Genomic DNA, 24,623 nt, shown 5'->3' with positions numbered 1-24,623 from the left:
ATATGTTGTAGACAGAAGAATTTCTTTCAGAAATATGGGTATCCCAAGAGAAAAAGGCTTTCATGTGAGGAAGCCGTCTATACATGAAAGTGGCAAGAGGTGAGAAACATGATTTATATCGGATTAACTGGCTGGGGTGACCATGACAGTCTTTATCCGCCGAAAATCGGCAGCGCGCAAAAGCTGTTTCACTATTCATCTACGTTTCCCATTGTGGAGCTGGATGCCAGCTTTTATGCAGTTCAGCCTGAACGTAATCATGAAAAGTGGATCAAGGATACGCCAGATACCTTTCAGTTTGTCGTGAAAGCATATCAAGGAATGACTGGTCATCAGAGGGGCGAAATTCCGTTTACTTCGAAGGAAGAGATGTTTGACGCATTTATCCTTTCATTGACTCCGCTCATTCGTGAAGGGAAACTAGCCATGGTTCTATTTCAATTTCCACCATGGTTTGATTGCAAAAAAGAGCACGTCCTTTATTTAAGATGGTGTAAAGAGAAGATGGGGGACATTCCATGTGCCCTCGAATTCCGTAACCGCACATGGTTCTCAGATGAATTTTATGAGCAGACCTTGTCCTTTATGGAAAAAGAAGGCTGGATTCATTCTGTCTGTGATGAGCCGCAAGTTGGAGAAGGCTCCATTCCGCCAGTCATACAAGCTACGCACCGTGATAAAACTTTGGTCCGTTTTCATGGAAGAAATAAACAGGGCTGGCTTCACCCAGCAGATCATGAAAATTGGCGTGAAGTGCGATACTTATATTTATATAATGAAGCTGAATTAAAAGAGTGGAAAAAGAATCTCGACATCCTGCATCAGCAATCAAAAGATGTCTATGTCGTGTTTAATAATAACTCCGGCGGAGATGCAGCGACGAATGGCCAGCAGATGATTGATTTGCTGGATATTACGTATTCAAGCCTTTCTCCGAAGCAGTTAGATTTATTTAGTTAAATGAGAGCTGCGGCTTTCAATTTGAATGAGACGGTTCAGTGACAACTTGAGGGAGAGATCAACATGCTGCAGAAGCTATGGTTATATCATACAAACGATTTGCACAGCCACTTTGAGAACTGGCCAAAAATCGCAGCTTATATTGAGGAAAAGCGTCAAGTTCACGATCAGATGCTCTTGTTTGATATTGGCGATCATATGGACCGAGTGAACCTTGTGTCAGAAGCTGATTATGGAAAGGTAAACGTCAAGCTTCTCAATCAACTTGGCTATGATGGGGTCACGATTGGGAATAATGAAGGCATTACGCTGCCTCATGATCAGCTCGATCAATTGTACGAGCATGCACAATTTCCAGTGATCCTGTCTAATTTATTTGAGAAAGGCAAAAGGCCAGCGTGGGCAAAGCCTTATCATATAATCCAAATGGAAAACGGACTGAAAATATGTCTCTTAGGCGTGACCATTGCGTATACACCTGTCTATGAAAAGCTGGGCTGGGAGATGACAGATCCGTTTGACAGCATACGGGACATGCTGCAGGAAGTGAAGGGACAAGCGGATATCATTGTGCTCTTATCCCATCTTGGTATCATCCATGATCGGGAGGTCGCCCGTGATTTTCCAGACATCGATATTATCCTAGGCTCACACACGCATCATTTGTTAGAACAGGGTGAAATGGACAATGGGGTACTGCTTGCATGCGCTGAAAAGTATGGGCATTATATTGGCTGTGTCGAGCTGACCATTGACACAGCGAGCAAAGAGTTAATCGAGAAAAAAGCAACGGTGCAGTCAGTGGATCAGCTGATCAGTCAATCAGATGAAGCGATCACTACCTTACAGCAAGCAGAGAGAAGAGCGAAAGCCCTCATGCAGGAGAAAGTAACAGCGATTGAATCAAGGCTAGAAACGAAATGGTTTGATGAATCCCCGCTTCCGCAGCTCTTAACAGATGCTATTAAAGATTGGTGCGGGGCAGATATCGGCATGATGAATGCAGGCATGGTGCTTGATTCATTAGAGGCAGGAATCGTGACAAGAGAAGAAGTCCATCGAATCTGCCCGCATCCCATTAACCCAATTAGGGTGACGCTTTCCGGTCAACAGCTCATTGAAACCGTTCGGCGTGCATGTGAAGAAAAAATTGAACAGCTACGCATCAAGGGCTTTGGCTTTAGAGGTGAACTGATGGGGAAAATGTTGTATAGCGGCCTCACTTATACAGTAGAAGAAGGCGGAACCAAACGGGTAAAGGATGTTTTTGTACACGATCAATTGATCAGAAAAGACGCCTTATATACGGTTGGCACAGTCGATATGTATACATTAGGCTCTCTATTTCCTCATATCCGTGACCATGAACACATTGAATATTTCATGCCGGAATTTTTACGTGATGTGCTTACTTGGCGCCTGAAGGAAGCCACATGAAATCCGCTTTAGCCTAACAACACTCGCCCTCTTGTCACATAGATTGTGATGAGAGGAGTGAAGGGATTTGGTGAATTTAACACCTATAACAATCGATGGACATTCCTTTACAGCCGTCACCGTCAAACTGCCGAAAACGAATTTTATGGCAGTGACAAATGAACATGGATATATCATGTGCGGTGCACTGGATGTCGGGCTCTTAAATGAAAAGCTTGCAGATAGAGGCATTATCGCAGGGAGAGCAGTTGGTGTGAGAACGATTGAGCAATTGCTTGATGCCCCTTTAGAATCTGTGACATACGCTGCAGAAGCGTTAGGCATTACAGCTGGAACCATTGGAAGAGACGCCTTATTAAAAATGGTCAAATAAAATGGAGAGATGATTCCTATCCCCCCGCCTGTCTGCATACACTTGTAGTGGAGAAGGGGGGATTTTTTATTGAGAATGAACCGCCGCTATCGCCCCTATAAAAAGGGCCCTTTGCCATTCCGATACGTCATGCTGCTTGCCATCTTATTCTTTGTACTCTCAACCGTCATTAGTCTATTTTTTATTAACCGCTCCATTAAACCAACCCTTATTCACATTGCTGAACTAGAAACAGAACGTATCGCCAATCATCTGATTCAATATTCCGTCCAAGACTTTGCAGAAGATCAGGAGAATATGAAGGATATGGTGGTCATGAATACAAGTGAGAACGGAAAAGTAACGACCATCGATTTTAATGCGCAGGCAACATCGAAAGCAATGGCTGACCTGTCACGTCATCTTCAAAAAAATTTAGAGGACATTGAAAAGGGGAACTTTCAAAAAGAGGCAAAAGAAGCATTAAAGGATCAAACAGATGGACATGATGGCATTATATATAACATTCCGCTTGGGCAAGCGTCCGGAAATGCACTCATCGCCAACCTAGGACCAAAAGTGCCTGTACGGTTTAGTGTCATTGGTGATCCGCATACGGACGTTGAAAAAAACATTAAGCCTTATGGCATCAACAATGCCTTGATTGATATTAGTGTTCTAATCGAGGTCAAGGTGAGAGTCATTATCCCGTTTGCATCTGAAACAATCGTGGTCAAAAACTCAGTTCCCGTCTCCATCCAAGCCGTTCAAGGAGACGTACCAGATTATTACAATGGCAGCGGAACGAACTCAGGCGCTCCATCGATTGTTCTCCCAGAGAAAAAGGAGAAGAAAGAATAACAGCCCAAGGAATGGGAACTGACCCCATAAGATGAGACAAATAAAAAACACCTTCAAGTTTGAAAATGGATCGTTGTGATCCGAAATAAAACATGGAGGTGTTTTTTCTATGGGGACAAGAGTGAGTTATCCGGTTGAAGTCAAACAGAAGGCTGTAGAAATGAGATTGGCAGGCGTACCTATGAAAGAGATCATGCAGAAATTGAATATCAAGAATAAGACGCAGGTTCAGACATGGGTGAGGTGGCATAAAGCTGGGGATACACACCGGTTCGAACAGCCTGTTGGAAAACAATATACCTATGGAAAGGGTCCCGAGTACTCTTCCGAATTAGAGAGACTGCAGGCAGAAAATCGCTTTTTGAGTCAACAGAATGAAGTTTTAAAAAAGTACAACGAATTGGAAAGGAAGTTGATAAGGAAACGTCAATCAAACTGGTAGAAGAATTGTGCAAAACGATGACGGTACAGGACATCTGTGTCCATTTAGGCATCTTACGTACTTCGTATTATAGATGGAAAAAGGATCTGACTCAGAATCATTCTAAAAGACAACTAGAGAAACAGGTCGGCACGTTGTGCCGAAAGCACAAATATCGATATGGTTATCGAAAAATCACAGCCATACTAAAAAGGGGAATGCGTATTAACCATAAAACTGTTCAACGTATCATGCAGAAAAACCAGTGGCAATGCCGGGTTAAAATGAAAAAGCGTAAGAAGAATGGGCAGCCCTATGCCGTGGCCGGTAATATACTGGATCGGAACTTTCAGTCTGATCGCCCTCTTGAAAAACTAGTAACGGACATCACGTATTTGCCTTATGGACAGAAACAATTGTACCTTTCCAGTATATTGGATTTATATAATGGAGAAGTGATTGCTTTTACGATTGGTGATAAGCAGGACACAGACTTTATCTTAAACACACTTAATCAGCTCCCAGCACTGCCTGAGAATTGCGTGTTACATAGCGATCAAGGTTCTGTGTATACATCTTACGAGTATCAGAAAGCTGTTCATATAAAAGGCATTACCATGAGCATGTCCCGTAAAGGGACGCCCGCTGATAATGCCTCCATCGAATCGTTTCATTCCTCACTAAAGTCTGAAACGTTCTATCTTAACAGGATTGACCGCACTACGACCAGCATCGTAGAACGCACTGTCAAAGAATACATTTATTATTATAACAACATTCGTATTCAAACGAAACTAAACAACCAATCACCGATAAACTATCGGCAATTGGCTGTATAAAGGTGTTTTGATCCCTGTCTCAAAAACGGGGGTCAGTCCCAATGATTGGGCTGTTTTTTATTTGCGTTTCCGCTCAGCTCTTTCCCACGCCCTTAAATGAGGGTATGGATCAAAAGACCATTCAGTTCTGCCATTGTCTTTATACATGCCATAGTGAAGATGCGGCGGAAATTTTCCTGCTGTGCCTGGAGGGCCATAACCGGAGCTTCCGACAGATCCAATGACCTGTCCGGGTTCAACAATTTGACCTGCTTTGAGTCCTTTTGCAAAGCCATTTAAATGAGCGAAGTAATGATAATGGTTATGAATATCTCTAATCCCAATCCGCCAGCCGCCAAAGCGGTTCCAGCCTTTCATTTCAATCACACCATACGATGTCGCACGAACGGGAAGTCCATAATGGGCAAATAAATCCGTACCCTCATGAATTCTTCTGCCTCCAAATCCTCTTGCATCTCCCCATGTACTCCGGTAGCTGTAGTCAGCTCCGACTGGAAGAGGGAAAGCGTGCTTTCCGAGGTCAAGATGACCATAGTGCTGATATAGCTTCATAAAAGATGAAATGATTCCAACGGTTTGATCTCGTCCATAATAGTCCCATAAAGCAATTTTTAATTGATCAATGCTGTTGCCGTAATGAAGCAAGTATTGAGCAAACGTGAATAATACATCCTCATCGTCATCGCTGTTCGCTTTTCCATCCCCGTTTCCATCAAGTCCAATTCCATCAAACACTTTAATGCTTAAAGGAGAGGTATCCTGCTTATTCGGGTTTTCAGGGCCGATCCACATTTCCCGGGGAATGTAGATACCAATGACGCCTTTTTGTTTCGGTAAATCTCTTCTGCTTTTTCGAATATTGTGCTCATACTGATCAACCGCAGCAAGTACATACCATGGAACCTGTGTCGTGATGGCGACTTTTTCGTATAGTGCCATTCGCTGCTTTAGTACATCTGGCTGCTTGCCTTCCCCTTGTGCATGAACAGGTAAAGGGAGCATTGAAAGAGCGATTATGATGGCTAAAACCACTTTCACAAACGTCCATCTCCTTTCATCAAGCATCGTCTTCTACCGTTTAGTGTGGTTAGATCACCCTATTTCATAAGAAGAAAATGTTAGTAATTTTCTTGTGATTTTTTTAGGAGGCTTTTGGGTATTTTTGCAGCTCATTCCCTTGTTGTTCAATCTGTACTATGTTAAAGTGTCTAAAGAAAAGGCTTTAGGCCGAAGATTCAATTTTTTGCAGCTTCTTAGCTGCATCCATCGTATATAGCAGGAAGATTTTTGTAGATGCACCTTTAACGAATTCATATGGAGATGATGGAATTGGCAAAGAAGGAAGAGCACGTAAGAAAACCGGACTGGCTTAAAATTAAGCTGAATACGAATGAAAACTATACCGGTTTGAAAAAAATGATGCGGGAAAACAACCTGAATACCGTTTGTGAGGAAGCAAAATGTCCGAATATTCATGAATGCTGGGCAGTGAGAAGAACCGCTACATTTATGATCCTTGGATCTGTTTGTACGCGCGCATGCCGTTTCTGTGCGGTGAAAACTGGACTTCCAACTGAGCTAGACCTGCAAGAGCCAGAACGAGTGGCAGATTCAGTGGCTTTGATGAACTTAAAGCATGCTGTCATAACAGCGGTTGCAAGGGATGACCAAAAGGATGGCGGAGCAGGTGTGTTTGCTGAAACCGTTCGTGCCATTAGAAGAAAAAGCCCATTTACGACAATTGAAGTTCTCCCTTCAGATATGGGCGGCAATTACGATAATTTGAAGACGTTAATGGACACACGTCCTGACATTTTAAATCACAATATTGAAACAGTTCGCAGATTAACGCCAAGGGTTCGTGCGCGTGCTACATATGATCGTTCATTAGAATTCTTGCGCCGTGCAAAAGAAATGCAGCCCGACATTCCAACGAAATCAAGCATTATGATTGGACTCGGTGAAACGAAGGAAGAAATCATTGAAGTTATGGATGATCTTCTTGCTAACAACGTCGATATTATGGCGATTGGTCAGTATTTACAGCCTTCGAAAAAACATCTAAAAGTTCAAAAATACTATCATCCAGATGAGTTTGCAGAGCTGAAAGAAATTGCGATGTCAAAAGGCTTTAGCCATTGTGAAGCTGGACCGCTTGTGCGCTCTTCCTACCATGCAGATGAACAAGTAAACGAAGCGTCTAAAAAGCGTCAGGCGCAAGCATAACAAAGAAAACGCCAGAGATCTCTGGCGTTTTTTCTCGTGTTAATTTTGGCCGTAAGGGGCGTTTCTTCTCATGGTACGGTCGGAATTCGTCATACCATTTGCATCTTCTTTCGTAGAAATATCTCCACCTTGAGGAGAATATTTCATTTGTTGAATTGTTTTGGTTAAGATTTGATCAAAATCACGTGAATTGGTTTGAAGACGTGAAAAATTGGTAATGGATTGAAAGTGCTCTGGATTATCAGAGACGTATACATGATAATAACGAGGGAGAACAGAAACCGCCGTTTTCTTTACTTGATCGGCAGATTCATCCCGGTTTTTGTTGCCTGTTCGATACACAATCAGTGCATCCTCATCTGTCACAAGTGTGGCTGCATCTTTGATGTTTGGCAGCTGCACAGTTAAACTTGTAATGACATGGGCAAGATGCTCGCGATTTAAAGCAGGTGTTCTTTCTTTCTGATCTGTTACTTGATGGCGCTGATAACGAACATACCCTGCTCTGTTTGTGTCTGCTTCCGGCATGTTGGAATTATTTCCTTCATGACGATCCGACAGACGGATGGTTTTACTTGAAGAATCTTCATCCACTTGCCGGTTCATACCTGATTGAAAGCCGCACCCGCCTAAAAGCATGCTGAGGAGAATCGCGGCTGTCAGTTGTTTCTTCATAAATGTGACCTCCTTTTTTCTTTAGCTTCGGCTAAAACGGAAAAAACATGCTTTAGCAATTGATGGAGTTCTTCCAATGAATTATCATTAAAGATGGATCGTTTAAAAAGAGGTGAGAAGATGATCGTCATTCAAAATGCTACTTTTGATCTTGTAAGAGATATTAAAGACGGTTTTGATGAAGAAGCGTTTAAAGCAAGGTACTCAGATATTTTAAATAAGTACGATTATATTGTGGGGGACTGGGGCTACAATCAGCTGAGATTGAAGGGGTTCTTTGATGACCAAAACCAAAAGGCCACATTTGATACAAAAATCAGCACACTCGATGAATACATTTATGAATACTGTAATTTTGGCTGTGCCTATTTTGTCTTAAAACGAATCAGAAAATAACGCAAAGGGGAGCGTCATGATGTATTTCGTAGACAGGAAAAAAATTGAAGAGACATTACGTTTTTTCGAGGAGCAATATGAGTTGATGCGCAGTCATCAAACATGGACAAGTCCACTAGAGAAAAAAGCGCTGGAACGAATTGTTCATTTGCTCGTCGAATGTATTCTTGATACAGGAAATGACATGATTGATGGCTTTATTATGCGTGATCCAGGAAGCTATGATGACATCATGGATATTCTTGTTGATGAAAAGGTTGTACCCGAAGAGGAAGGCAGTCAGTTGAAAAAGCTTGTCTCGTGCCGTAAAACACTTGTACAGCAATACCAAGAAGTGGTTCATCACGACTTGCTGCAGGTGATCAGCGAGGTTGAGCATGCGCTACAGGTTTTCCCAAACCGCATCCGTACCTACTTAGAGCAGGAGCTTGACCCAGTATCAGCATTTAAATAAACCATTGGAGATGTGAGCATCATGAAATACAAAGGCTATTTAATTGATTTAGACGGGACGATGTATAAAGGAACAGAAAAGATTGAAGAAGCAGGTCAATTTGTTCAAAAGTTAAATGAGCTAAACATTCCCTACTTGTTTGTCACGAATAACTCGTCACGCACGCCAAAGCAGGTAGCAGAAAAACTTGTTTCATTCAATATCCCAGCAACAGAAGAACAAGTCTTTACAACAAGTATGGCAACAGCCAATTATATTGCAGAACAAAAGAAAGACGCGTCTGTTTACGTCATCGGTGAAGAAGGAATCAAGCAGGCCATTGAAGAAAAAGGGCTGACGTTTGGTCAGGAAGACGCTGATTTCGTTGTTGTTGGAATTGACCGCAACATTACATATGAAAAATTCGCAGTCGGTGCGATTGCCATCCGTCAAGGCGCACAATTTGTTTCAACAAATGGAGACATTGCTATTCCAACAGAAAGAGGGCTTTTGCCAGGCAACGGCTCGTTAACATCTGTATTGACCGTTACCACTACGGTCCAGCCAACATTTATCGGGAAGCCAGAATCCATCATCATGGAACAAGCCATGCGGGTGCTCGGGACCGATGTGTCTGAGACGCTCATGGTGGGCGATAACTATGATACGGATATTATGGCAGGGATGAATGCAGGAATGGACACATTACTCGTTCATACAGGCGTGACAACAAAAGAGCTGCTTCAGAAATATGACAAACAGCCAACCTATGTCATTGATTCATTATCAGAGTGGATTGAGCGATGATCATAAAAAAAGAGGACAAGCGTTATGCGCGCGTCCTCTTTTTTGCTTTATTCCACATTTCTCGCACTATGTGCCAGTCTGCTTGATGCTGCAGCAGCAATGGCGCCGACAATGTCATCTAAAAAGGTGTGGCACTCTCCTGTGGATTTATCGTTGAGTGTCCCGAGAATTCCTGGTTTTTCTTTATCGATATATCCGTAATTCGTAAAGCCGATCGAACCATAAATATTGACGATAGCAAACGATAAAATTTCATCAACACCATACAGGCTTTCGTCTGTTTCTAGAATAGACTGAAGCGGCTCGGTCAGTTTTTTTTGCTCGGCGAGTACGTCTAGTTCGATGCCTGTTAATATCGCATTTTGGACTTCTCGTTTTGCGATGACACGCTCCACATTGTGGATGCATTCTGACATGTCTAAGCCAGGATGATATTTTTCCTGTAAAAAGTAGACAAGGTCTGCTATATCTTGAATGGATACGCCTCGTTCTTGTAAACGACGTCTTGCTGTTTTTTCTACTTCGTTCATCTCATGATGATGCGGCATATATTCCTCACCCAATCCTCGTAATTTGTCCACAACGTGTAAAAAGCTTCGGATAGTAAATAGTATTCATAAATCCCTCAACCTGCGACTACGATATGATAAGAGATCGATCATATGAACGCAGGTGAAAACATGAAAGAAACCATTTATCACACATTTGGTATTGATGTGCGTCAACTTATGCCATATGGCAGTTATCAGAGCTTTCAAACGTCGGAGGCTCTCTTTATCATTGTTCCTGTGTCTCATTTGCGAGAAGAAGAACTCACAGAGCTGTTTCATATCAGTCAGTATTTACTGAATGCCGGAGACCCATACGTCGCTGTGTTTGAATTAACAAATGAAGAGAAGCCCACCTTTACTCATGGAAAGGAGCTTTATGCTTTACTAAAGGCAGCACCGCCGATCTCAAGCCGCTCGTTTCAACAGGCGTCAGAGCTGGCGGCCTTTCATGTCAGGGGAAGAGGATTTCCATATGAGGTGTCTGAAACAAAACGTGTGGGAGCCTGGAAGGAATTGTGGGCAAAACGGTTAGATCAGCTTGAAGGCTTTTGGATGCAGCAAATGCACCAAAAACCACTGGAACGGTTTGAAAAAAAATTCATCGAATCCTTTCCGTATTATCTAGGATTAACGGAAAACGCCATTCAATATTTAGTGGATACTGAGCTGGATGATGAACCGAAAGAATGCGACTCAGGCACTGTCTGCCACCAGCGTTTTTCGCGGAGGACGTGGCCGCATGAGCAGCCGCTTCGTTTACCTGTAGATTGGGTCTTTGATCATCCAACCCGGGATATTGCCGAATACTTAAGAGAAACCTTTGTCCAGCATAAGGAAGATTTAATTGAAGAGGGTTTTTCCTTTCTTCAGCAATATGAGCAGGTGACACCACTTTCTTCTTTTTCTAAGCGTTTGTTATACAGCCGCTTGTTGTTCCCGCTTCATTATTTTGAAATTGTGGAAGGCTACTACATGTCGGGAGAAACTGAAAAATCATATTATGAAGAACGGCTAGATTACGTCTTAAATGATGCCAATCGCTATGAATACTTTCTAAAGGTCTTTCAAGAAATGAGTGCCATGCGAAGCGGCGGGAGCCTCATTCCACCTGTTGGCTGGATCACAGGTCCACTGATTTGAAGTTTCAGTGAACAGATGAAACGTCTCTTTTCTCTGGAGGCGTTTTTCGTTATGCTTAAAGAAATCAATCAAAGGAGTGTTCTTCTTGACGAAACCTTATGTCTATATCACAAGAAAGCTGGATGAAGCATCACTTACACCACTAAAAGAAGTCGCTCATATCGAGATGTGGCCAAGCGAAGATGAGCCGTGTCCACGAGAAGAATTAGAAAAACAAGCAGCGAAAGCGGATGCGCTTCTCACCATGCTGTCAGATCAAGTAGATGAAGCCCTTTTATCAAAGGCTCCACATGTTAAGGTGATCGCAAACCTTGCTGTGGGTTATGACAATATTGATCTTGAAGCCGCTAAAAAGCGCAACATCACCATTTGTCATACGCCTGATGTATTAACGGAATCCACGGCTGATTTAGCCTTTGCCCTTCTGATGGCATCAGCGAGACGGATTGTCGAGGCGAGTGATTGGATTAAGGAAGGAAATTGGACAGGCTGGGGCCCGCTTCTTCTTGCAGGAGCTGATGTTCATCACAAAACCCTTGGAATTGTCGGCATGGGCAGCATCGGAACAGCGCTTGCCAAGCGGGCAGCAGGTTTTGACATGAAAGTGCTGTACCATAACCGGTCAAGAAAGCCAGAGGCAGAAGCGCAGCTCGGCGTGACCTATGCGGCTTTTGAGGACTTGCTCACGCAGTCTGATTTCATTGTCTGCCTGACGCCGTTAACCCCAGAAACGAAAGACATGTTTAATGAAAAGGCATTTGATCTGATGAAGAACTCTGCTTATTTTATTAACGTATCAAGAGGACAGACTGTGGATGAGGATGCTTTATATGAGGCAGTCACGACAGGAAAAATTGCCGGCGCTGGTCTGGATGTATTTAGACAGGAGCCTGTCAGCCCATCTCATCCGTTAACAACATTACGTAACGTCACGGTTCTCCCTCATATTGGCAGTGCAAGTGTCGAAACGAGAAAAACGATGATGCGTTTATGTGCTGAAAATATTGCGCTTATCTTACAAGGTCAGCAAGCTAAAACGCCGGTTCGTTCATCATATCAGGCTCCCTGAGTTTCGGGAGCTTTTCTGACAAAAATATTTTGAAAATATAGAATATTGATATAAATAGCTATTAAGCGGTTTCATTCTCACAATCTCATATTTTATTACCTTGTCAAAATGAGGATACCCCTTTATAATGTGTGTACATTGAATGTCTGTGTTAGGTTAACAAATGTCTTTTTAGAGAGGACATTGACAGAGAAAGGTGGAATTTCAGGTGAAGGCAATTCGAGTTGGGCTATTAGGATTAGGAACAGTGGGGAGCGGTGTCGTCAAGATTATCCAAGATCATCAGGATAAATTAATGCACCAGATCGGCTGTCCGGTATTAATACAAAAAGTGCTTGTGAGCAATCCCGATAAAAAGAGAGATGTGGATGTGGCAAGAGAGGTCTTCACAACTGAAGTATACGATGTGATTAGAGATCCAGAGATTGACGTCATTATTGAAGTGATGGGCGGCATTGAAGAGACAAAACAATATTTAATAGATGCGTTAAATGAGAAGAAGCATGTTATTACCGCCAATAAAGATTTAATGGCACTTTACGGAACAGAGCTTTTACATGTGGCGAAAGAAAATGGCTGTGATCTTTATTATGAAGCAAGTGTCGCCGGAGGAATACCGATTCTGCGTACGCTGGAGGAAGGATTAGCCTCTGACCGAATTACGAAGATGATGGGGATTGTGAACGGCACAACGAATTTTATTTTAACGAAAATGAACGTCAATAAAAGCGCATATGAAGATGTCTTAAAAGAAGCGCAGGATCTTGGCTTTGCAGAAGCAGACCCAACAGCTGATGTAGAAGGACTAGATGCAGCAAGGAAAATGGCGATTCTTGCAAGACTCGGATTTTCCATGAATGTGGAATTAGAGGATGTAAAGGTCAGAGGCATCTCTGACGTTTCTGATGAAGACATTAATTTCAGTAAACGATTTGGCTACACAATGAAGCTCATCGGAATTGCCCAGCGAGACGGAGAAAAAGTAGAAGTTAGTGTCCAGCCAACTTTACTCCCTGATCACCATCCGTTATCATCGGTCAACAATGAATTCAATGCGGTGTATGTCTATGGGAGTGCTGTAGGAGAAACGATGTTTTACGGACCTGGAGCTGGAAGCCTGCCAACGGCAACCGCTGTTGTATCAGACTTAGTCGCAGTCATGAAAAACATGCGCCTTGGCGTAAACGGAAGCGGATTTATTGCACCGCAGTTTGAGAAAAAGATCAAATCACCATCGGAAGTATTTGCACAGCAATTTTTAAGAATTCATGTGAGAGATCAAGTCGGGGCATTCTCCCGTATTACATCTATTTTTTCTGAAAGAGGCATCAGCTTTGAAAAGATCCTTCAGCTTCCTGTGAAAGGGCATGATGATCTGGCTGAAATTGTGATTATTACACACCAGACCTCAGAAGAAGATTTCTCAAATATCCTGCAAAAATTAAACGATCTCGACGTGGTGGTTCAAGTGAAGAGCACGTACCGAGTAGAAGGGAACGGTTTAAGCTGATGAAGTGGAATGGACTTATTGAAGAATTCCAAGAATTCTTACCAGTAAACGAATCAACACCAAAACTAACATTAAATGAAGGGAATACCCCGCTGATCCACCTCGCCAAGCTTTCGGAAAAGCTAGGGATTGAGTTTCATGTGAAAACAGAAGGCGTCAATCCAACAGGATCTTTCAAGGACCGCGGGATGGTCATGGCTGTTGCAAAGGCAAAAGAAGAAGGCAATGATACGGTCATGTGTGCTTCGACAGGGAATACCTCTGCAGCGGCAGCGGCTTATGCAGCCCGTGCTGATATGAAATGTATCGTCATCATTCCAGACGGAAAAATTGCCTTTGGCAAGCTTGCACAGGCTGTGATGTACGGAGCAGAGATCATTGCGATTGACGGTAACTTTGATGATGCACTGAAAATCGTCCGCAGCATCTGTGAAAAATCGCCGATTGCCCTTGTGAACTCTGTCAATCCGTACCGAATTGAAGGACAAAAAACGGCGGCATTTGAAATCTGTGAGCAGCTAGGCTCGGCTCCGGACGTACTGGCGATTCCTGTTGGAAATGCAGGGAATATCACCGCCTACTGGAAAGGCTTCAAGGAATACCATGAGAAAAAAGGAACTGGGCTGCCTGTCATGCGCGGCTTTGAAGCAGAAGGTGCAGCAGCGATCGTGCGAAATGAAGTGATTGAACAGCCAGAAACTGTGGCAACTGCCATCCGTATCGGAAATCCTGCGAGCTGGAAACAAGCTGTGGCGGCGGCAGATGAATCAAACGGAAAGATTGATGAAGTGACAGACGAAGAAATTCTTCATGCATATCAATTGATTGCACGTGAAGAAGGTGTGTTTGCAGAGCCAGGCTCATGTGCGTCTATCGCAGGAGTGCTAAAGCAGGTGAAATCCGGAGAAATCAAGCCAGGCAGTAAAGTTGTTGCGGTATTAACAGGCAACGGATTGAAAGATCCGAATACGGCCATTGATATTTCACAAATCAAGCCGGTCACACTTGATGCAGATGAAGACCAAATTCTTGAACACTTAGAAAAGGCCGCGCGCGTATGAGTAAAGCCTCCATGCTTTTTTCAATCACAGTACCGGGAAGCACTGCCAATTTAGGACCAGGCTTTGATTCAGTTGGAATGGCGCTCAGCCGCTATTTAAAGCTATCGGTCTATGACCATGATAGCTGGCTGTTTGAAGCAGAATCAGATGTCGTGTCTGGGATTCCATCAGGCACCGACAACCTCATTTATCAAACAGCCAAAAAGGTCGCAGATCACTTTGGAAAAACACTCCCGCCTGTTTATGTCAAAGTGTGGAGTGATATTCCATTGGCACGGGGGCTGGGAAGCAGTGCTGCTGCAATTGTGGCAGCCATTGAGCTAGCCAATCAGCTTCTCGAATTAAATATGCCGGATGATCAAAAGCTCTTTTTTGCAAGTGAGGTAGAAGGCCATCCAGATAATGCGGGTGCCTCTTTATTCGGAGGTTTACTGATTGGTCTTCATGAAGAAGACAAGACACATGCTGTCAAAGTGCAGCATGTGGATATAGATGTTGTTGTCGTGATTCCTTTTTATGAAGTGCTGACAAAGGATGCCCGTGATGTCCTGCCAGAGGATTTTTCCTATAAACATGCCGTCAGTGCGAGTGCTGTGAGCAACGTGCTTGTTGCGGCATTAATGACGCAAAACTGGCCGCTTGTTGGAGAAATGATGAATAAGGATTTATTTCATCAACCTTACCGCACAATGCTCGTCCCAGAGCTGTCGAAAGTAGAGCATGTCGCTTCGCTAAAAGGAGCGTATGGAACGGCATTAAGCGGTGCTGGTCCGACAATCTTAACCTTAGTTGAAAAAGGGAAGGGAGAAGCGCTGAAAAAGCAGCTTGCCCAAAACTTCCCGCATTGTGAAGTAGATTTGCTGACAGTACCAGTAGAAGGTGTTGTCGTGGAGCATGATCCTGTCAATCAAGTAAAGAACGTGCTGTAAAAATGCACGTTCCAGCGTGTAGGCAAACCCTCGCATTCGGTGTCAGTCCTGCGTGCTGGTGCTCACGAATGTCAAATTCGCTCCGCGCCAGTACTCGTCCTTCCTAGACTGCAAAGGTTTTCTATCACGCTGAAAAGAAGACAAAGAGCTAAAATAAAGATCATTTTAGCCCTTTTTCAATAACCTGAGAACGTGCTGTAAAAATGCACGTTCTTTTTTTTATTCTTGTTTTTATAGGATAAAGCAGGGATTATTATTTAGAGGATCGAACTATTTTTTATGCATAAAAGGAGGAGATACATTCATGAAAAAATTGATGACAGCAGAAGATTTAACGAAGATTGTTTCTGTTTCTCATCCGGTTTATTCACCAGATGGAAAAAAGGCGGTTTTTACAAAGGTCATGGTGAATGACAAAAAGGACGATTACAACATCCATTTATGGGTTCGAGATGAAGAGACAGAGGAGCTGTCACAATGGACATTTGAGGATGGAAAGCATCATCAGCCAGTGTGGTCAAAAGACAGCAGGCAGCTTGCGTTTATTTTGCAAAAGCCAAAGGAAGCTCCTCAGCTTGCACTGATTCAGAGCGAGGGAGGCGGTGTGCGTACCTTAACGTCGATTCCATACGGAGTATCTCATCCTGTCTTTTCACCAAATGGAGCTTTCATTTATGCGGCTGTGTCACTGAAACAAACAGAGTCTATACATGATGAAAAAAAGGAAGAGCGAGATGATTTCGCTCCTGCGGTATATGATGATTTGACCTATAAAGCAGATGGCAGAGGTTTTTTAGATGGGCGTTTTACGCAGATCATTCAAGTGGATACTCACTCAGGAGAGGTAGAGGCTGTCACAAGCGGGCAGCATCATCATGTGAATCACACGCTCTCTCCGTGCGGGAAATGGCTTGCCTATGTTCAATCAAATCCTCAGAAACCTTACATAAGTGACGTGTGCCTCCGATCATTAGAGGATGGTACGACAAAGAAAATCACACAATCATCCGGTGCTTATTCTACCATGTCTTTTGCTCCTAATGGAGAAAGCCTCGTGTATATCGGACATGAGCGCGAATTTCAAAATGCTACTTTCTCAGCATTATGGCTGTATGATCTGAAGGAGGGAAATGTCGTTCAGTTGTCAGAAATGCTCGATATGTATGTGGGCAACTGTATGGCAGGGGATAGCGTTATGGGCGAAGCCAATCAGCTTCCGCAGTGGACAAAGGATAGCCAGGGATTTTATGCACTTGTTTCTGATCAAGGCAGTACAGGGATTTATTATTTCTCTGTTGAAGGCTTAGCCTATCCTGTTCGATTAGAGGCAGAACATATCACAAACTTCAGCCTTCATCCAGATGAATCCAAATTATTGCTTAGCCGACTGTCACCCGTTTCACCAAGTGAGCTGTATGAGCTGACATTAGGGGAGGCGGATCTAAAGCAAATCACGTTCGAGCATGGTGAATTCCTCAAGGAGCATGTTCTATCGGTACCAGAGCCATTTTCGTTTCAGTCAAAAGAAGGCGACGAGGTGCATGGCTGGTTTATGAAGCCCTCCCAAATGGAAGAGGGGAAGACTTATCCGCTTATTTTAGAAATTCATGGCGGACCGCATGCCATGTATGGTTATACGTATTTTCATGAATTTCAAATGCTCGCCGCTGAAGGCTATGCCATCGTATATATCAATCCTCATGGCAGTCATGGATACGGACAAATGTTTTCCGACCGTGTGAGAGGGAGCTATGGTGACGTTGATTATGAGGATGTCATGCTGGCTGTTGATCATGTGCTGAAAGCCTATGATTTCCTTGATGAGACAAGACTTGGAGTGACAGGCGGCAGCTATGGCGGTTTTATGACCAACTGGATTGTCGGACAGACCGACCGTTTTCACGCAGCCGTCACACAGCGGTCCATTTCAAACTGGATTAGCTTCTATGGCATCAGTGATATCGGTTATTACTTCACAAGATGGCAGATTGATGGGAATATTTATGATTCAGCCGATAAGCTATGGGACCGTTCGCCGCTCAAGTATGTGAAACAGGTGAACACGCCGCTTCTCATCCTGCACAGCGACGAAGACTATCGCTGCCCAGTTGATCAAGCAGAACAGCTTTTTGTGGCACTGAAGGAGCTTGGGAAAGACACAAGGCTCGTCAAATTCCCGAAGGCTTCTCATGATTTATCCAGAAGCGGACATCCGGGGCAGCGTATTCAAAGACTGACCTTTATAAAGGATTGGTTTAGAGAGAAGTTAAGCTAATAATGAAAAAAACGACCCGAATTCGGGTCGTTTTCATGTCATATATAAATTAGAAAACCTGTTCAACTTCTACAACGCCAGGCACTTCTTCTAATAATGCGCGCTCAATACCGGCTTTCAATGTAATGGTTGAACTTGGGCAGCTGCCGCATGCACCAAGAAGACGTAATTTCACAATGCCATCTTCAATGTCTACAAGCTCACAGTCTCCACCATCACGTAATAGAAATGGACGAAGTTTGTCCAGTACTTCCTGTACTTGGTCTTTCATTTCGACTTCAGTCATTGGATATAATCGCTCCTTTCACAACATATCACCATTATATTCATCTGGACGATAAAAATCTATTGATTGGTTTCAAAGTTTCCTTCTCATTATAGCACAAACTCATCTTGAAACAAAAAGTGATTTTGACTTTTTTCATACAGAAAATTCAGCTAAAATAAAGAAAGAATAGGGGGCTTGCCAAATGAATCAAACCGTCGACCTTTATGTATATGGAAGAGATGTACTTTGCGCTAGCTGCGTGAATCTGCCTTCTTCAAAAGATACATTTGAGTGGTTAGATGCAGCATTAAAACGAAAATATCCAAATCAGCCGTTTCGCATCACATATATTGATATTGAGCACCCACCAGAAAACGAACACCAAAAGGAATTGTCTGAACGAATTCTTGATGATGAATTCTTTTACCCGCTTGTCTTAGTTGAGGATCAAATTGTTGGAGAGGGCAATCCAAAATTAAAAGACATCTATCAAGAAATGGAGAAATACGGTTACACGGAGAGCAGTGAATAAACTGTTCTTTTTTTCAAAAATAAATAGAACAAACGTTCCTTTTTAGGTTGAAAAAGAACATTTGTTCGATTATAATTAAATGAAAGGAGCGTGAGCATCATGAATTATTTACTGAAACAATCTCTTCAACAGCAAATACCAATTGAGATGATTTATATGAAAAAAAACGGAGAGTGCACGAAGCGTAAAATCATTGTCCACCGTCAAACAGATCAGCTCATCCAAGCGTATTGTTTATCGAAAAAGACGATGAGAACGTTTCGTAAAGACTGCATCCTTGCCCTTGCTCCGATTAAATTGACCCGTTCATCGGCACATGCCGTTTCATAGAAAAAAGCTCCCTCGTCATGAAGGAGCTTTGAGAAAAAAATCACATGATGTTAGCCATTGTGATGCTTGTACATCCAAAGGAGTCCGGATTTTAGAAGTCTTGGTACACGGCCAATAAGTGGACGATCTGCTACTAAGCCAAAGCCGGCTTTTTTCCCTAAAGAGCCTAAGACACCTTTTAGCTTAAACTGAGGATAAGCCTCAGGAAGCGGCTCGTTTTTCCAGCGTTTTTGCAGAGATTGGACAATTTGTTCTGCCTGCGCCTCGGCAAGCTGTGCACTTGGGGCATGCGGCAAGCTTGCGCAATCACCCACGACATAGACGTGCTCATTTCCAGGGAGATTGTGATGAGGTGTTAGTACGACGCGGCCTTGTGCGTCTTTTTCAACATCCATCTCTCGTATCACTTTGCTTGGCTGAATGCCTGCTGTCCATACGGTGACCTCTGCTTCAATGGCGTCATCATGGTTGTAAACAACACCTTCTTCAACCTTCGTAATATTGGCACAGTTAATGATCTTTACGTCATTTTCTTCAAACCACTTTTGCACATATAAACTTAATCTTTTTGGGAAGCTTGATAGAATCAGCTCTCCGCGGTCAAAAAGAATAATGTTTAAATCAGCACGGCTTTCTCTTAATTCACTGGCTAGCTCTACCCCGCTAAGTCCAGCACCGACGATACCAACCGTTGCACCTGCACCCAAATTGTTTAATTTGTTATACGTATGTCTTGACTGATCAATGGTTTGAATGCTGTATGTATGTTCTTTCGCACCAGGGACATTATGATACTTGTCCTCACAGCCGAGTCCAATCACCGTGTCGTCATAAGGAATGGGTTCACGGTCGCTGAATAAGATCTGTTTGTTTTCAATATCAATTTTTTCTACTTCCCCATATTGAATATCCAGCTTCGGATGCTCTGGAAAAGATACTCGGATGTGATGATCAGAGATCGTTCCAGCAGCGAGTGCATAATATTCTGTTTTTAAACAGTGGTAAGGATTTCGATCAATTAATGTGATAGTAACATCATCAGGTAATTGATTTGGCAATAAGCGGTGGAGAACCCGCATATTCCCGTAACCTCCGCCGATCAAGACTAAATTTTTCATGACGATTCTCCTTTTCCCCGTAGACATTGAAAAACACTTATACTAAAAAACTTTAAGTTAAAATACCAAATAAAATTATATCGAATTTACTGTGAAACCACAATAATTGTTTCAAAATAACCTACATATTCATTAGTTAGTCCTAAATAGTAAAACATTTTACGAGTAATAGGCGTAACGATACAGGTGAAGCTCATGTTTTGACTAATAGAAGGAATTTCGGTAGGATGGTAAAGCAATGTGAGGTGAAGCAAAGTGTTCCCACTGATCGAATTTTGTGTAAGTAATCTTGCGCAAGGGTCTCAAGAAGCAAAAGAGAAGCTTGATAAAGACCCAAACCTAGACGTTATGGAATACGGCTGTTTAAGCTACTGCGGCAAATGTATGGACTCCCCATTTGCACTCGTGAATGGAGAATTTGTTTCAGGAGAAAATGCAGAGCAGCTAGTCGAGCGTATTTATGCTTTTATAGAGGAAAATGAGATGTTTTAAATGCACCACATGGGTCATGAGGTGCATTTTTTTCATACTTTCAGTTTCCATTTTTAAGGAGAATCAATAGAAAGCGCATCCAATATGTTATGCTAATAAAATATCATCAAAATGAAGCATCACACGAGAGAAAATGAGGCATATGCATAATAAAAGCCCCTTGCCATGGCAGCAAAGAGCTTTTATGTATGAAAAACGGGGGATGATAAGATTGTCTCCTGAATCGACTCCTTTTATACTATAAAGAAACAACATTTTTGGAGGACGCTCATGACATCATTTCAATTCACGAAAATGCACGGACTAGGAAATAATTATATTTACGTCAATCAGATGAAGGAACAGCTTCCAGAAGAGCAGCTATCAGAGATAGCAATCCGCGTGTCTTCTGTTTATACAGGAATCGGTTCAGATGGTATGATCCTCATTTGTCCATCAGATATTGCACCTGTGAAAATGCGCATTTTCAATAATGATGGATCAGAGGGGAAAAACTGCGGCAACGGTCTGCGCTGCGTCGCAAAATATGTGTATGAGCATCAAATCGTAACAGACACAACGTTTCAGATTGAAACATTGTCAGGACTCGTTGAAGCGACCGTTCATGTGCAGGATGGTCACGTACATTTAGTGACAGTTGATATGGGAAAACCTCGTTTTGAAAAAGAAGAAATGCCGATGCTTGGTGAACCAGCCAGCACAACGATTAATGAACCGCTTGATTTTGGCACGACGACCTTAAATGGAACGGCTGTTTCAATGGGAAACCCGCACATCGTTTTTTATTTAGAGGACATTGAAAAGGCACCGCTTGATACAGTTGGGCCAATCATCGAAAAACATGACATGTTCCCAGAAGGCGTCAATGTAGAATTTGTAGAAGTGGTCAGTGAAACAGAACTGCATTTTCGCGTGTGGGAAAGAGGGTCTGGCATTACTCAAGCCTGCGGAACGGGAGCTTGTGCGGCGGCCGTATCCACGATTGTGAATGGACAGGCGAAAAAAGAAACGGACATGACGGTTCACTTAGCAGGCGGAGATCTCATCATTCGCTGGAAAGGCAATGAGCATGTGCTCATGACAGGACCTGCTGAAACGATTTGTGACGGCACATTTTATTTGTAAACCATTTATTTGAGAAAAGGCACCATCACGTTTATAATTGAAAAGAAACATCCAGTCAAAAGGAGGGATGATCATGAGTACACCAGTAACCATTACAGAAGATGCTGCACTGCAGATTAAAGATATGATGAAAGAACATGAAGAAGAAAATGCGTTCCTACGAGTGGGCGTAAAAGGCGGCGGCTGCAGCGGTCTTTCATACGGCATGGGATTTGACCATGAAGTTTCAGAGAAAGACACGCAGTTCGAACAGCAAGGCATCCAGGTTCTTGTCGACTCCGAAAGCCTTGATATCATGAACGGCACCATCATTGACTTCAAACAATCACTAATGGGCGGCGGTTTCACCATCGACAATCCGAACGCGATTGCTTCATGCGGATGCGGCTCTTCTTTTAGAACAGCGAAGAATACCGGTACGCCGGAAGAGTGTTAACAACTGATCATGGATTAAGATAAGCCTTCTTGTTCGTTTGTTTTTGTAAACAACACGATCGAGGAGGCTTTTTTATTGAGGAAAATCAACCATAAAAAAAGACACTCATTCAGTGTCTCTTTCTCATATAGCTTCTTCTATTTTCAACAGTTCTTTATCCAAGACATCCACCAGCTCTTGGGTGCTAAACATATAGATCACCACTTCTTTATTGCCATCTTCCACATGAACTTCAATCACAATTTTAATCTTTGCTTGTTTTTCATGGTACACCACTTCAAAAGTACCCACTTTTTTCGTTTCATTGTTTTTATTCATTTTTTGAACTTTAGAGAGTATCTGTTTGATTTCTTGATCACTCAAACCAGAATCTAAAATTGAAGTGGACACATGCTTTAAAAAAGGTTCTAGTTGATCAACATCCATATTCAATCCTGCTGCGAACTGCGCATAATGTTTATTATAGTCTTTTGCAAACAGTTCAACTGAGCCACCAATCATCAGTAACAAGCTCAAACTGATTATTAAACGCTTAAACATCTTTCCACCTATCCTCCATTATATCTTCTTCATTTCCTTTCCTATATCGGTTGATCAGCTAAAACCTTCATTCTCACTTCAACAATTTATAAATCGCTCAATTTTGTTACAGCTTGCTCTCACAACTGGCTATTTCCACCCGAAAAGAGTATCATGAGAACCAAACATAAACTGTAGGTAGAAAAGAGGTTGCTGAGGTTTGAGTGAACAAATCAATTGCAGGAACTGTCATGAACTGATTCCGTATCGTTCTAAAACGTGTCCAGCTTGCGGGATTGAGAAGCCGCTTCCGAAAAAGGAACGTGTGAAGGATCGGGTGATTTTGGTTGTGGCAGGGATTGTTGTGGTGCTGCTTGCTGCAATGGTACTTGGAATGGCGAATGCCTATATTGGGGTTTTTAAATAAACGAAAAAGGAGTTCCGCTTGTGGGAACTCCTTTTTTGATTTCGCTTATTTGTTTTCAAATAAGCTTGTGGAATGAAGAGGCTGTACACGGGCTTTCGGGTCCATGTAGGCTTTCGCATTGTTGACAGCCGTTGGTGCTTCACCGAATCCGCTGGCAATCAATTTGACTTTTCCTTCATACGTACAGATGTCTCCTGCCGCATAGAAGCCTTCAATGTTTGTTTCCATTGTGGATTTCACGACGATCGAGTTCTTTTCGATTTCAAGACCCCATTGCTTAATTGGTCCAAGAGAGGAAACAAAACCGAAGTTGACGATCACGTCGTCCACATCAAGCACTTGTTTTTTGTCGCCTTTGACTTCTTCTAGCACAATCTGTTCAATGCGGTCTTCACCAATGAGCTCAGTTGGCACAAATGGTGTCACGACATTGACTTTCGAGTTGTGCAGGTTTTCTACACTGTGCTCATGCGCGCGGAATTTATCGCGGCGGTGAATAATGGAAACCTCTTTTGCGATAGGTTCAAGCATCAGTGCCCAGTCCACCGCAGAGTCTCCGCCGCCAAGAACAGCGACACGTCTGCCAGCAAATTGATTCAAATCATTAATGAAGTAATGCAGGTTGCTTCCTTCAAATGATTCTGCTGCATCTAGTTCAAGCTTTCTCGGTTGGAATGCACCGTTACCAGCTGTGATGATGATCGTTTTAGAATAATGAATCTCTTGATTTGTCACAAGTTTAAAGATACCATCTGCCTGTTTTTCAACTGTTTCAACTGCTTGCTCTAAGCAAATGGTTTGATCAAATTTATCCATTTGTTCCTTTAAGTTATCAATTAATTCTTGTGCGCGGATTTTTGGAAAACCAGCCACATCATAAATGTATTTTTCAGGGTAAAGAGCGGATAATTGACCGCCGAGCTGAGGAAGGCTTTCAATGATTTTCACACTTGCCTGTCTCATGCCACCGTAAAACGCAGTAAACAATCCTACTGGGCCGCCCCCGATAACGGTAATGTCATATACCTTAGAATCTTCTTGCATTCCTCTAATCCTCCCAAATGAAAATTGTTATCACTATATCATATCATACCACACATCGTCGTTTGACTTGTTTTGAAAAACTTGTCGTTTTTTGATGCCGAAGCTTTGAAAAAGAGGGAAAAGTGAGAAAGACCGTTTATCATGAGGATTTTCAGTTTAAAGCCTTGAAAATTGGATCAGAACTCGCTATTATTGTTAAGGGAACTAAATATTAATTTTTTATGAATTTTTGTCGGATACGGTCAAATGCTTTCGTTTTATGTAGGTGAAAGTTCAGATTTTCACATACTTATTTTTTTGTTTAAATTTCATAAAATGCCGGAAAGCGGTTGAGAATAACGATATGTAATTCTTTATCCGTTTTACAGCAAATTTAAAAAAGGTGGATGT

The 24,623-nt window shown here is 42.6% G+C and carries 27 protein-coding genes and 1 pseudogene; 21 read left to right on the top strand and 7 right to left on the bottom strand.

Annotation, left to right across the window (positions count from 1 at the left end; all coding sequences use genetic code 11):
* Window positions 1–108 precede the first annotated feature (108 nt).
* The 5 genes from MKY83_RS15610 (at window position 109) to MKY83_RS15590 (ending at window position 4,870) form a co-directional block, all read left to right on the top strand.
* On the top strand, window positions 109–960 hold the full coding sequence (locus MKY83_RS15610) for a DUF72 domain-containing protein (RefSeq protein ID WP_106067262.1): 852 nt from the start codon (window positions 109–111) through the stop codon (window positions 958–960).
* A gap of 63 nt (window positions 961–1,023) precedes the next feature.
* Window positions 1,024–2,397 carry a bifunctional UDP-sugar hydrolase/5'-nucleotidase gene (locus MKY83_RS15605; RefSeq protein WP_065098075.1) on the top strand — a complete coding sequence of 458 codons (1,374 nt, stop codon included), beginning with the start codon at window positions 1,024–1,026 and terminating at the stop codon, window positions 2,395–2,397.
* 67 nt (window positions 2,398–2,464) lie between these two features.
* Window positions 2,465–2,770 carry a DUF1805 domain-containing protein gene (locus tag MKY83_RS15600; protein ID WP_012011159.1) on the top strand — a complete coding sequence of 102 codons (306 nt, stop codon included), beginning with the start codon at window positions 2,465–2,467 and terminating at the stop codon, window positions 2,768–2,770.
* Between the two features lie 69 nt (window positions 2,771–2,839).
* Window positions 2,840–3,610, top strand: coding sequence for a sporulation protein YunB (gene yunB / locus MKY83_RS15595; protein ID WP_080772989.1), 771 nt, complete (start codon window positions 2,840–2,842; stop codon window positions 3,608–3,610).
* Window positions 3,611–3,719: 109 nt separating this feature from the next.
* Window positions 3,720–4,870 (top strand): IS3 family transposase gene (locus tag MKY83_RS15590; RefSeq protein ID WP_185108992.1). Its coding sequence is split into 2 segments (ribosomal slippage): window positions 3,720–3,993 and window positions 3,993–4,870, totalling 1,152 coding nucleotides; the frame shifts between segments, so codons are not numbered across the junction.
* A 57-nt stretch (window positions 4,871–4,927) separates the two neighbouring features.
* Here MKY83_RS15590 and MKY83_RS15585 read toward each other — a convergent pair.
* Window positions 4,928–5,872, bottom strand: a complete 945-nt coding sequence (locus MKY83_RS15585; RefSeq protein ID WP_223252885.1) for a M23 family metallopeptidase — start codon at window positions 5,870–5,872, stop codon at window positions 4,928–4,930.
* Window positions 5,873–6,199: 327 nt separating this feature from the next.
* Between MKY83_RS15585 and lipA the strand changes: the two genes are divergently transcribed.
* On the top strand, window positions 6,200–7,096 hold the full coding sequence (gene lipA / locus MKY83_RS15580; RefSeq protein ID WP_034317455.1) for a lipoyl synthase: 897 nt from the start codon (window positions 6,200–6,202) through the stop codon (window positions 7,094–7,096).
* 39 nt (window positions 7,097–7,135) lie between these two features.
* On the opposite strand, the gene MKY83_RS15575 is transcribed toward lipA, so the two are convergent.
* The gene (locus MKY83_RS15575; protein WP_319610255.1) at window positions 7,136–7,771 is read right to left on the bottom strand and encodes a YhcN/YlaJ family sporulation lipoprotein; all 636 of its coding nucleotides are present in this window, start codon (window positions 7,769–7,771) and stop codon (window positions 7,136–7,138) included.
* Window positions 7,772–7,891: 120 nt separating this feature from the next.
* Between MKY83_RS15575 and MKY83_RS15570 the strand changes: the two genes are divergently transcribed.
* The 3 genes from MKY83_RS15570 to MKY83_RS15560 are packed head-to-tail and all read left to right on the top strand — an operon-like array spanning window position 7,892 to window position 9,407.
* Window positions 7,892–8,167: a YutD family protein gene (locus MKY83_RS15570; RefSeq protein WP_003213192.1), complete on the top strand. Its 276-nt coding sequence runs from the start codon at window positions 7,892–7,894 to the stop codon at window positions 8,165–8,167.
* 19 nt (window positions 8,168–8,186) lie between these two features.
* Window positions 8,187–8,621: a DUF86 domain-containing protein gene (locus MKY83_RS15565; protein WP_342488693.1), complete on the top strand. Its 435-nt coding sequence runs from the start codon at window positions 8,187–8,189 to the stop codon at window positions 8,619–8,621.
* A gap of 18 nt (window positions 8,622–8,639) precedes the next feature.
* The gene (locus MKY83_RS15560; protein WP_106067673.1) at window positions 8,640–9,407 is read left to right on the top strand and encodes a TIGR01457 family HAD-type hydrolase; all 768 of its coding nucleotides are present in this window, start codon (window positions 8,640–8,642) and stop codon (window positions 9,405–9,407) included.
* A gap of 47 nt (window positions 9,408–9,454) precedes the next feature.
* Here the strand turns inward: MKY83_RS15560 and MKY83_RS15555 are convergent, their stop codons facing one another.
* A complete protein-coding gene (locus tag MKY83_RS15555; protein WP_106067659.1) occupies window positions 9,455–9,955 on the bottom strand; it encodes a phosphatidylglycerophosphatase A in 501 nt (166 codons plus the stop codon).
* 132 nt (window positions 9,956–10,087) lie between these two features.
* On the opposite strand from MKY83_RS15555, the gene yutH reads away from it, so the two are divergent.
* The 6 genes from yutH (at window position 10,088) to MKY83_RS15525 (ending at window position 17,942) form a co-directional block, all read left to right on the top strand.
* Window positions 10,088–11,098, top strand: coding sequence for a spore coat putative kinase YutH (gene yutH, locus MKY83_RS15550; protein WP_065099109.1), 1,011 nt, complete (start codon window positions 10,088–10,090; stop codon window positions 11,096–11,098).
* Window positions 11,099–11,183: 85 nt separating this feature from the next.
* The gene (locus tag MKY83_RS15545) at window positions 11,184–12,167 is read left to right on the top strand and encodes a D-glycerate dehydrogenase (protein ID WP_113768043.1); all 984 of its coding nucleotides are present in this window, start codon (window positions 11,184–11,186) and stop codon (window positions 12,165–12,167) included.
* 208 nt (window positions 12,168–12,375) lie between these two features.
* Window positions 12,376–13,677: a homoserine dehydrogenase gene (locus MKY83_RS15540; RefSeq protein WP_126740857.1), complete on the top strand. Its 1,302-nt coding sequence runs from the start codon at window positions 12,376–12,378 to the stop codon at window positions 13,675–13,677.
* Window positions 13,677–14,738, top strand: a complete 1,062-nt coding sequence (gene thrC, locus MKY83_RS15535) for a threonine synthase (RefSeq protein WP_113768041.1) — start codon at window positions 13,677–13,679, stop codon at window positions 14,736–14,738. The genes MKY83_RS15540 and thrC overlap by 1 nt, the downstream gene beginning before the upstream one ends.
* Entirely contained in the window at window positions 14,735–15,667 is a 933-nt protein-coding gene (gene thrB, locus MKY83_RS15530; protein ID WP_113768040.1) for a homoserine kinase, read from the top strand. Before thrC ends, thrB begins: the two co-directional genes overlap by 4 nt.
* Window positions 15,668–15,971: 304 nt before the next feature.
* Window positions 15,972–17,942, top strand: a complete 1,971-nt coding sequence (locus tag MKY83_RS15525; RefSeq protein ID WP_278176411.1) for a S9 family peptidase — start codon at window positions 15,972–15,974, stop codon at window positions 17,940–17,942.
* A gap of 49 nt (window positions 17,943–17,991) precedes the next feature.
* Here the strand turns inward: MKY83_RS15525 and MKY83_RS15520 are convergent.
* Window positions 17,992–18,291: pseudogene (locus MKY83_RS15520) on the bottom strand (NifU family protein).
* Window positions 18,292–18,412: 121 nt separating this feature from the next.
* On the opposite strand from MKY83_RS15520, the gene MKY83_RS15515 reads away from it, so the two are divergent.
* Together MKY83_RS15515 and MKY83_RS15510 are read left to right on the top strand one after the other, a co-directional pair.
* On the top strand, window positions 18,413–18,742 hold the full coding sequence (locus MKY83_RS15515) for a YuzD family protein (RefSeq protein ID WP_003212989.1): 330 nt from the start codon (window positions 18,413–18,415) through the stop codon (window positions 18,740–18,742).
* Between the two features lie 99 nt (window positions 18,743–18,841).
* Window positions 18,842–19,072 carry a hypothetical protein gene (locus MKY83_RS15510; RefSeq protein ID WP_126740854.1) on the top strand — a complete coding sequence of 77 codons (231 nt, stop codon included), beginning with the start codon at window positions 18,842–18,844 and terminating at the stop codon, window positions 19,070–19,072.
* A 50-nt stretch (window positions 19,073–19,122) separates the two neighbouring features.
* On the opposite strand, the gene MKY83_RS15505 is transcribed toward MKY83_RS15510, so the two are convergent.
* Window positions 19,123–20,190, bottom strand: coding sequence for an NAD(P)/FAD-dependent oxidoreductase (locus MKY83_RS15505; RefSeq protein WP_065099090.1), 1,068 nt, complete (start codon window positions 20,188–20,190; stop codon window positions 19,123–19,125).
* Window positions 20,191–20,445: 255 nt separating this feature from the next.
* Between MKY83_RS15505 and MKY83_RS15500 the strand changes: the two genes are divergently transcribed.
* The 3 genes from MKY83_RS15500 to erpA all read left to right on the top strand — a co-directional run bounded on the left by MKY83_RS15500 (window position 20,446) and on the right by erpA (window position 22,243).
* Window positions 20,446–20,682, top strand: a complete 237-nt coding sequence (locus MKY83_RS15500; RefSeq protein WP_003213414.1) for a YuzB family protein — start codon at window positions 20,446–20,448, stop codon at window positions 20,680–20,682.
* Between the two features lie 270 nt (window positions 20,683–20,952).
* A complete protein-coding gene (gene dapF, locus MKY83_RS15495) occupies window positions 20,953–21,807 on the top strand; it encodes a diaminopimelate epimerase (protein WP_342487455.1) in 855 nt (284 codons plus the stop codon).
* Between the two features lie 73 nt (window positions 21,808–21,880).
* Window positions 21,881–22,243 (top strand): iron-sulfur cluster insertion protein ErpA, encoded by a 363-nt coding sequence (gene erpA, locus MKY83_RS15490; RefSeq protein WP_340912823.1) that lies wholly within the window; start codon window positions 21,881–21,883, stop codon window positions 22,241–22,243.
* Between the two features lie 123 nt (window positions 22,244–22,366).
* Here the strand turns inward: erpA and MKY83_RS15485 are convergent, their stop codons facing one another.
* Window positions 22,367–22,783 carry a hypothetical protein gene (locus MKY83_RS15485; protein WP_065099088.1) on the bottom strand — a complete coding sequence of 139 codons (417 nt, stop codon included), beginning with the start codon at window positions 22,781–22,783 and terminating at the stop codon, window positions 22,367–22,369.
* Between the two features lie 199 nt (window positions 22,784–22,982).
* Here MKY83_RS15485 and MKY83_RS15480 point away from each other — a divergent pair, with 199 nt between their 5' ends.
* On the top strand, window positions 22,983–23,189 hold the full coding sequence (locus MKY83_RS15480) for a hypothetical protein (protein ID WP_012011136.1): 207 nt from the start codon (window positions 22,983–22,985) through the stop codon (window positions 23,187–23,189).
* A 45-nt stretch (window positions 23,190–23,234) separates the two neighbouring features.
* On the opposite strand, the gene yumC is transcribed toward MKY83_RS15480, so the two are convergent.
* Window positions 23,235–24,233 carry a ferredoxin--NADP reductase 2 gene (gene yumC / locus MKY83_RS15475; RefSeq protein ID WP_065099087.1) on the bottom strand — a complete coding sequence of 333 codons (999 nt, stop codon included), beginning with the start codon at window positions 24,231–24,233 and terminating at the stop codon, window positions 23,235–23,237.
* Window positions 24,234–24,623 lie beyond the last annotated feature (390 nt).

This window comes from Bacillus sp. FSL M8-0266, assembly GCF_038613425.1.
GTDB classification, from domain to species: domain Bacteria; phylum Bacillota; class Bacilli; order Bacillales; family Bacillaceae; genus Bacillus; species Bacillus pumilus.
Note: the sequence above shows the minus strand (reverse complement) of the source record. Positions and strands in the feature narration are given on the sequence as shown.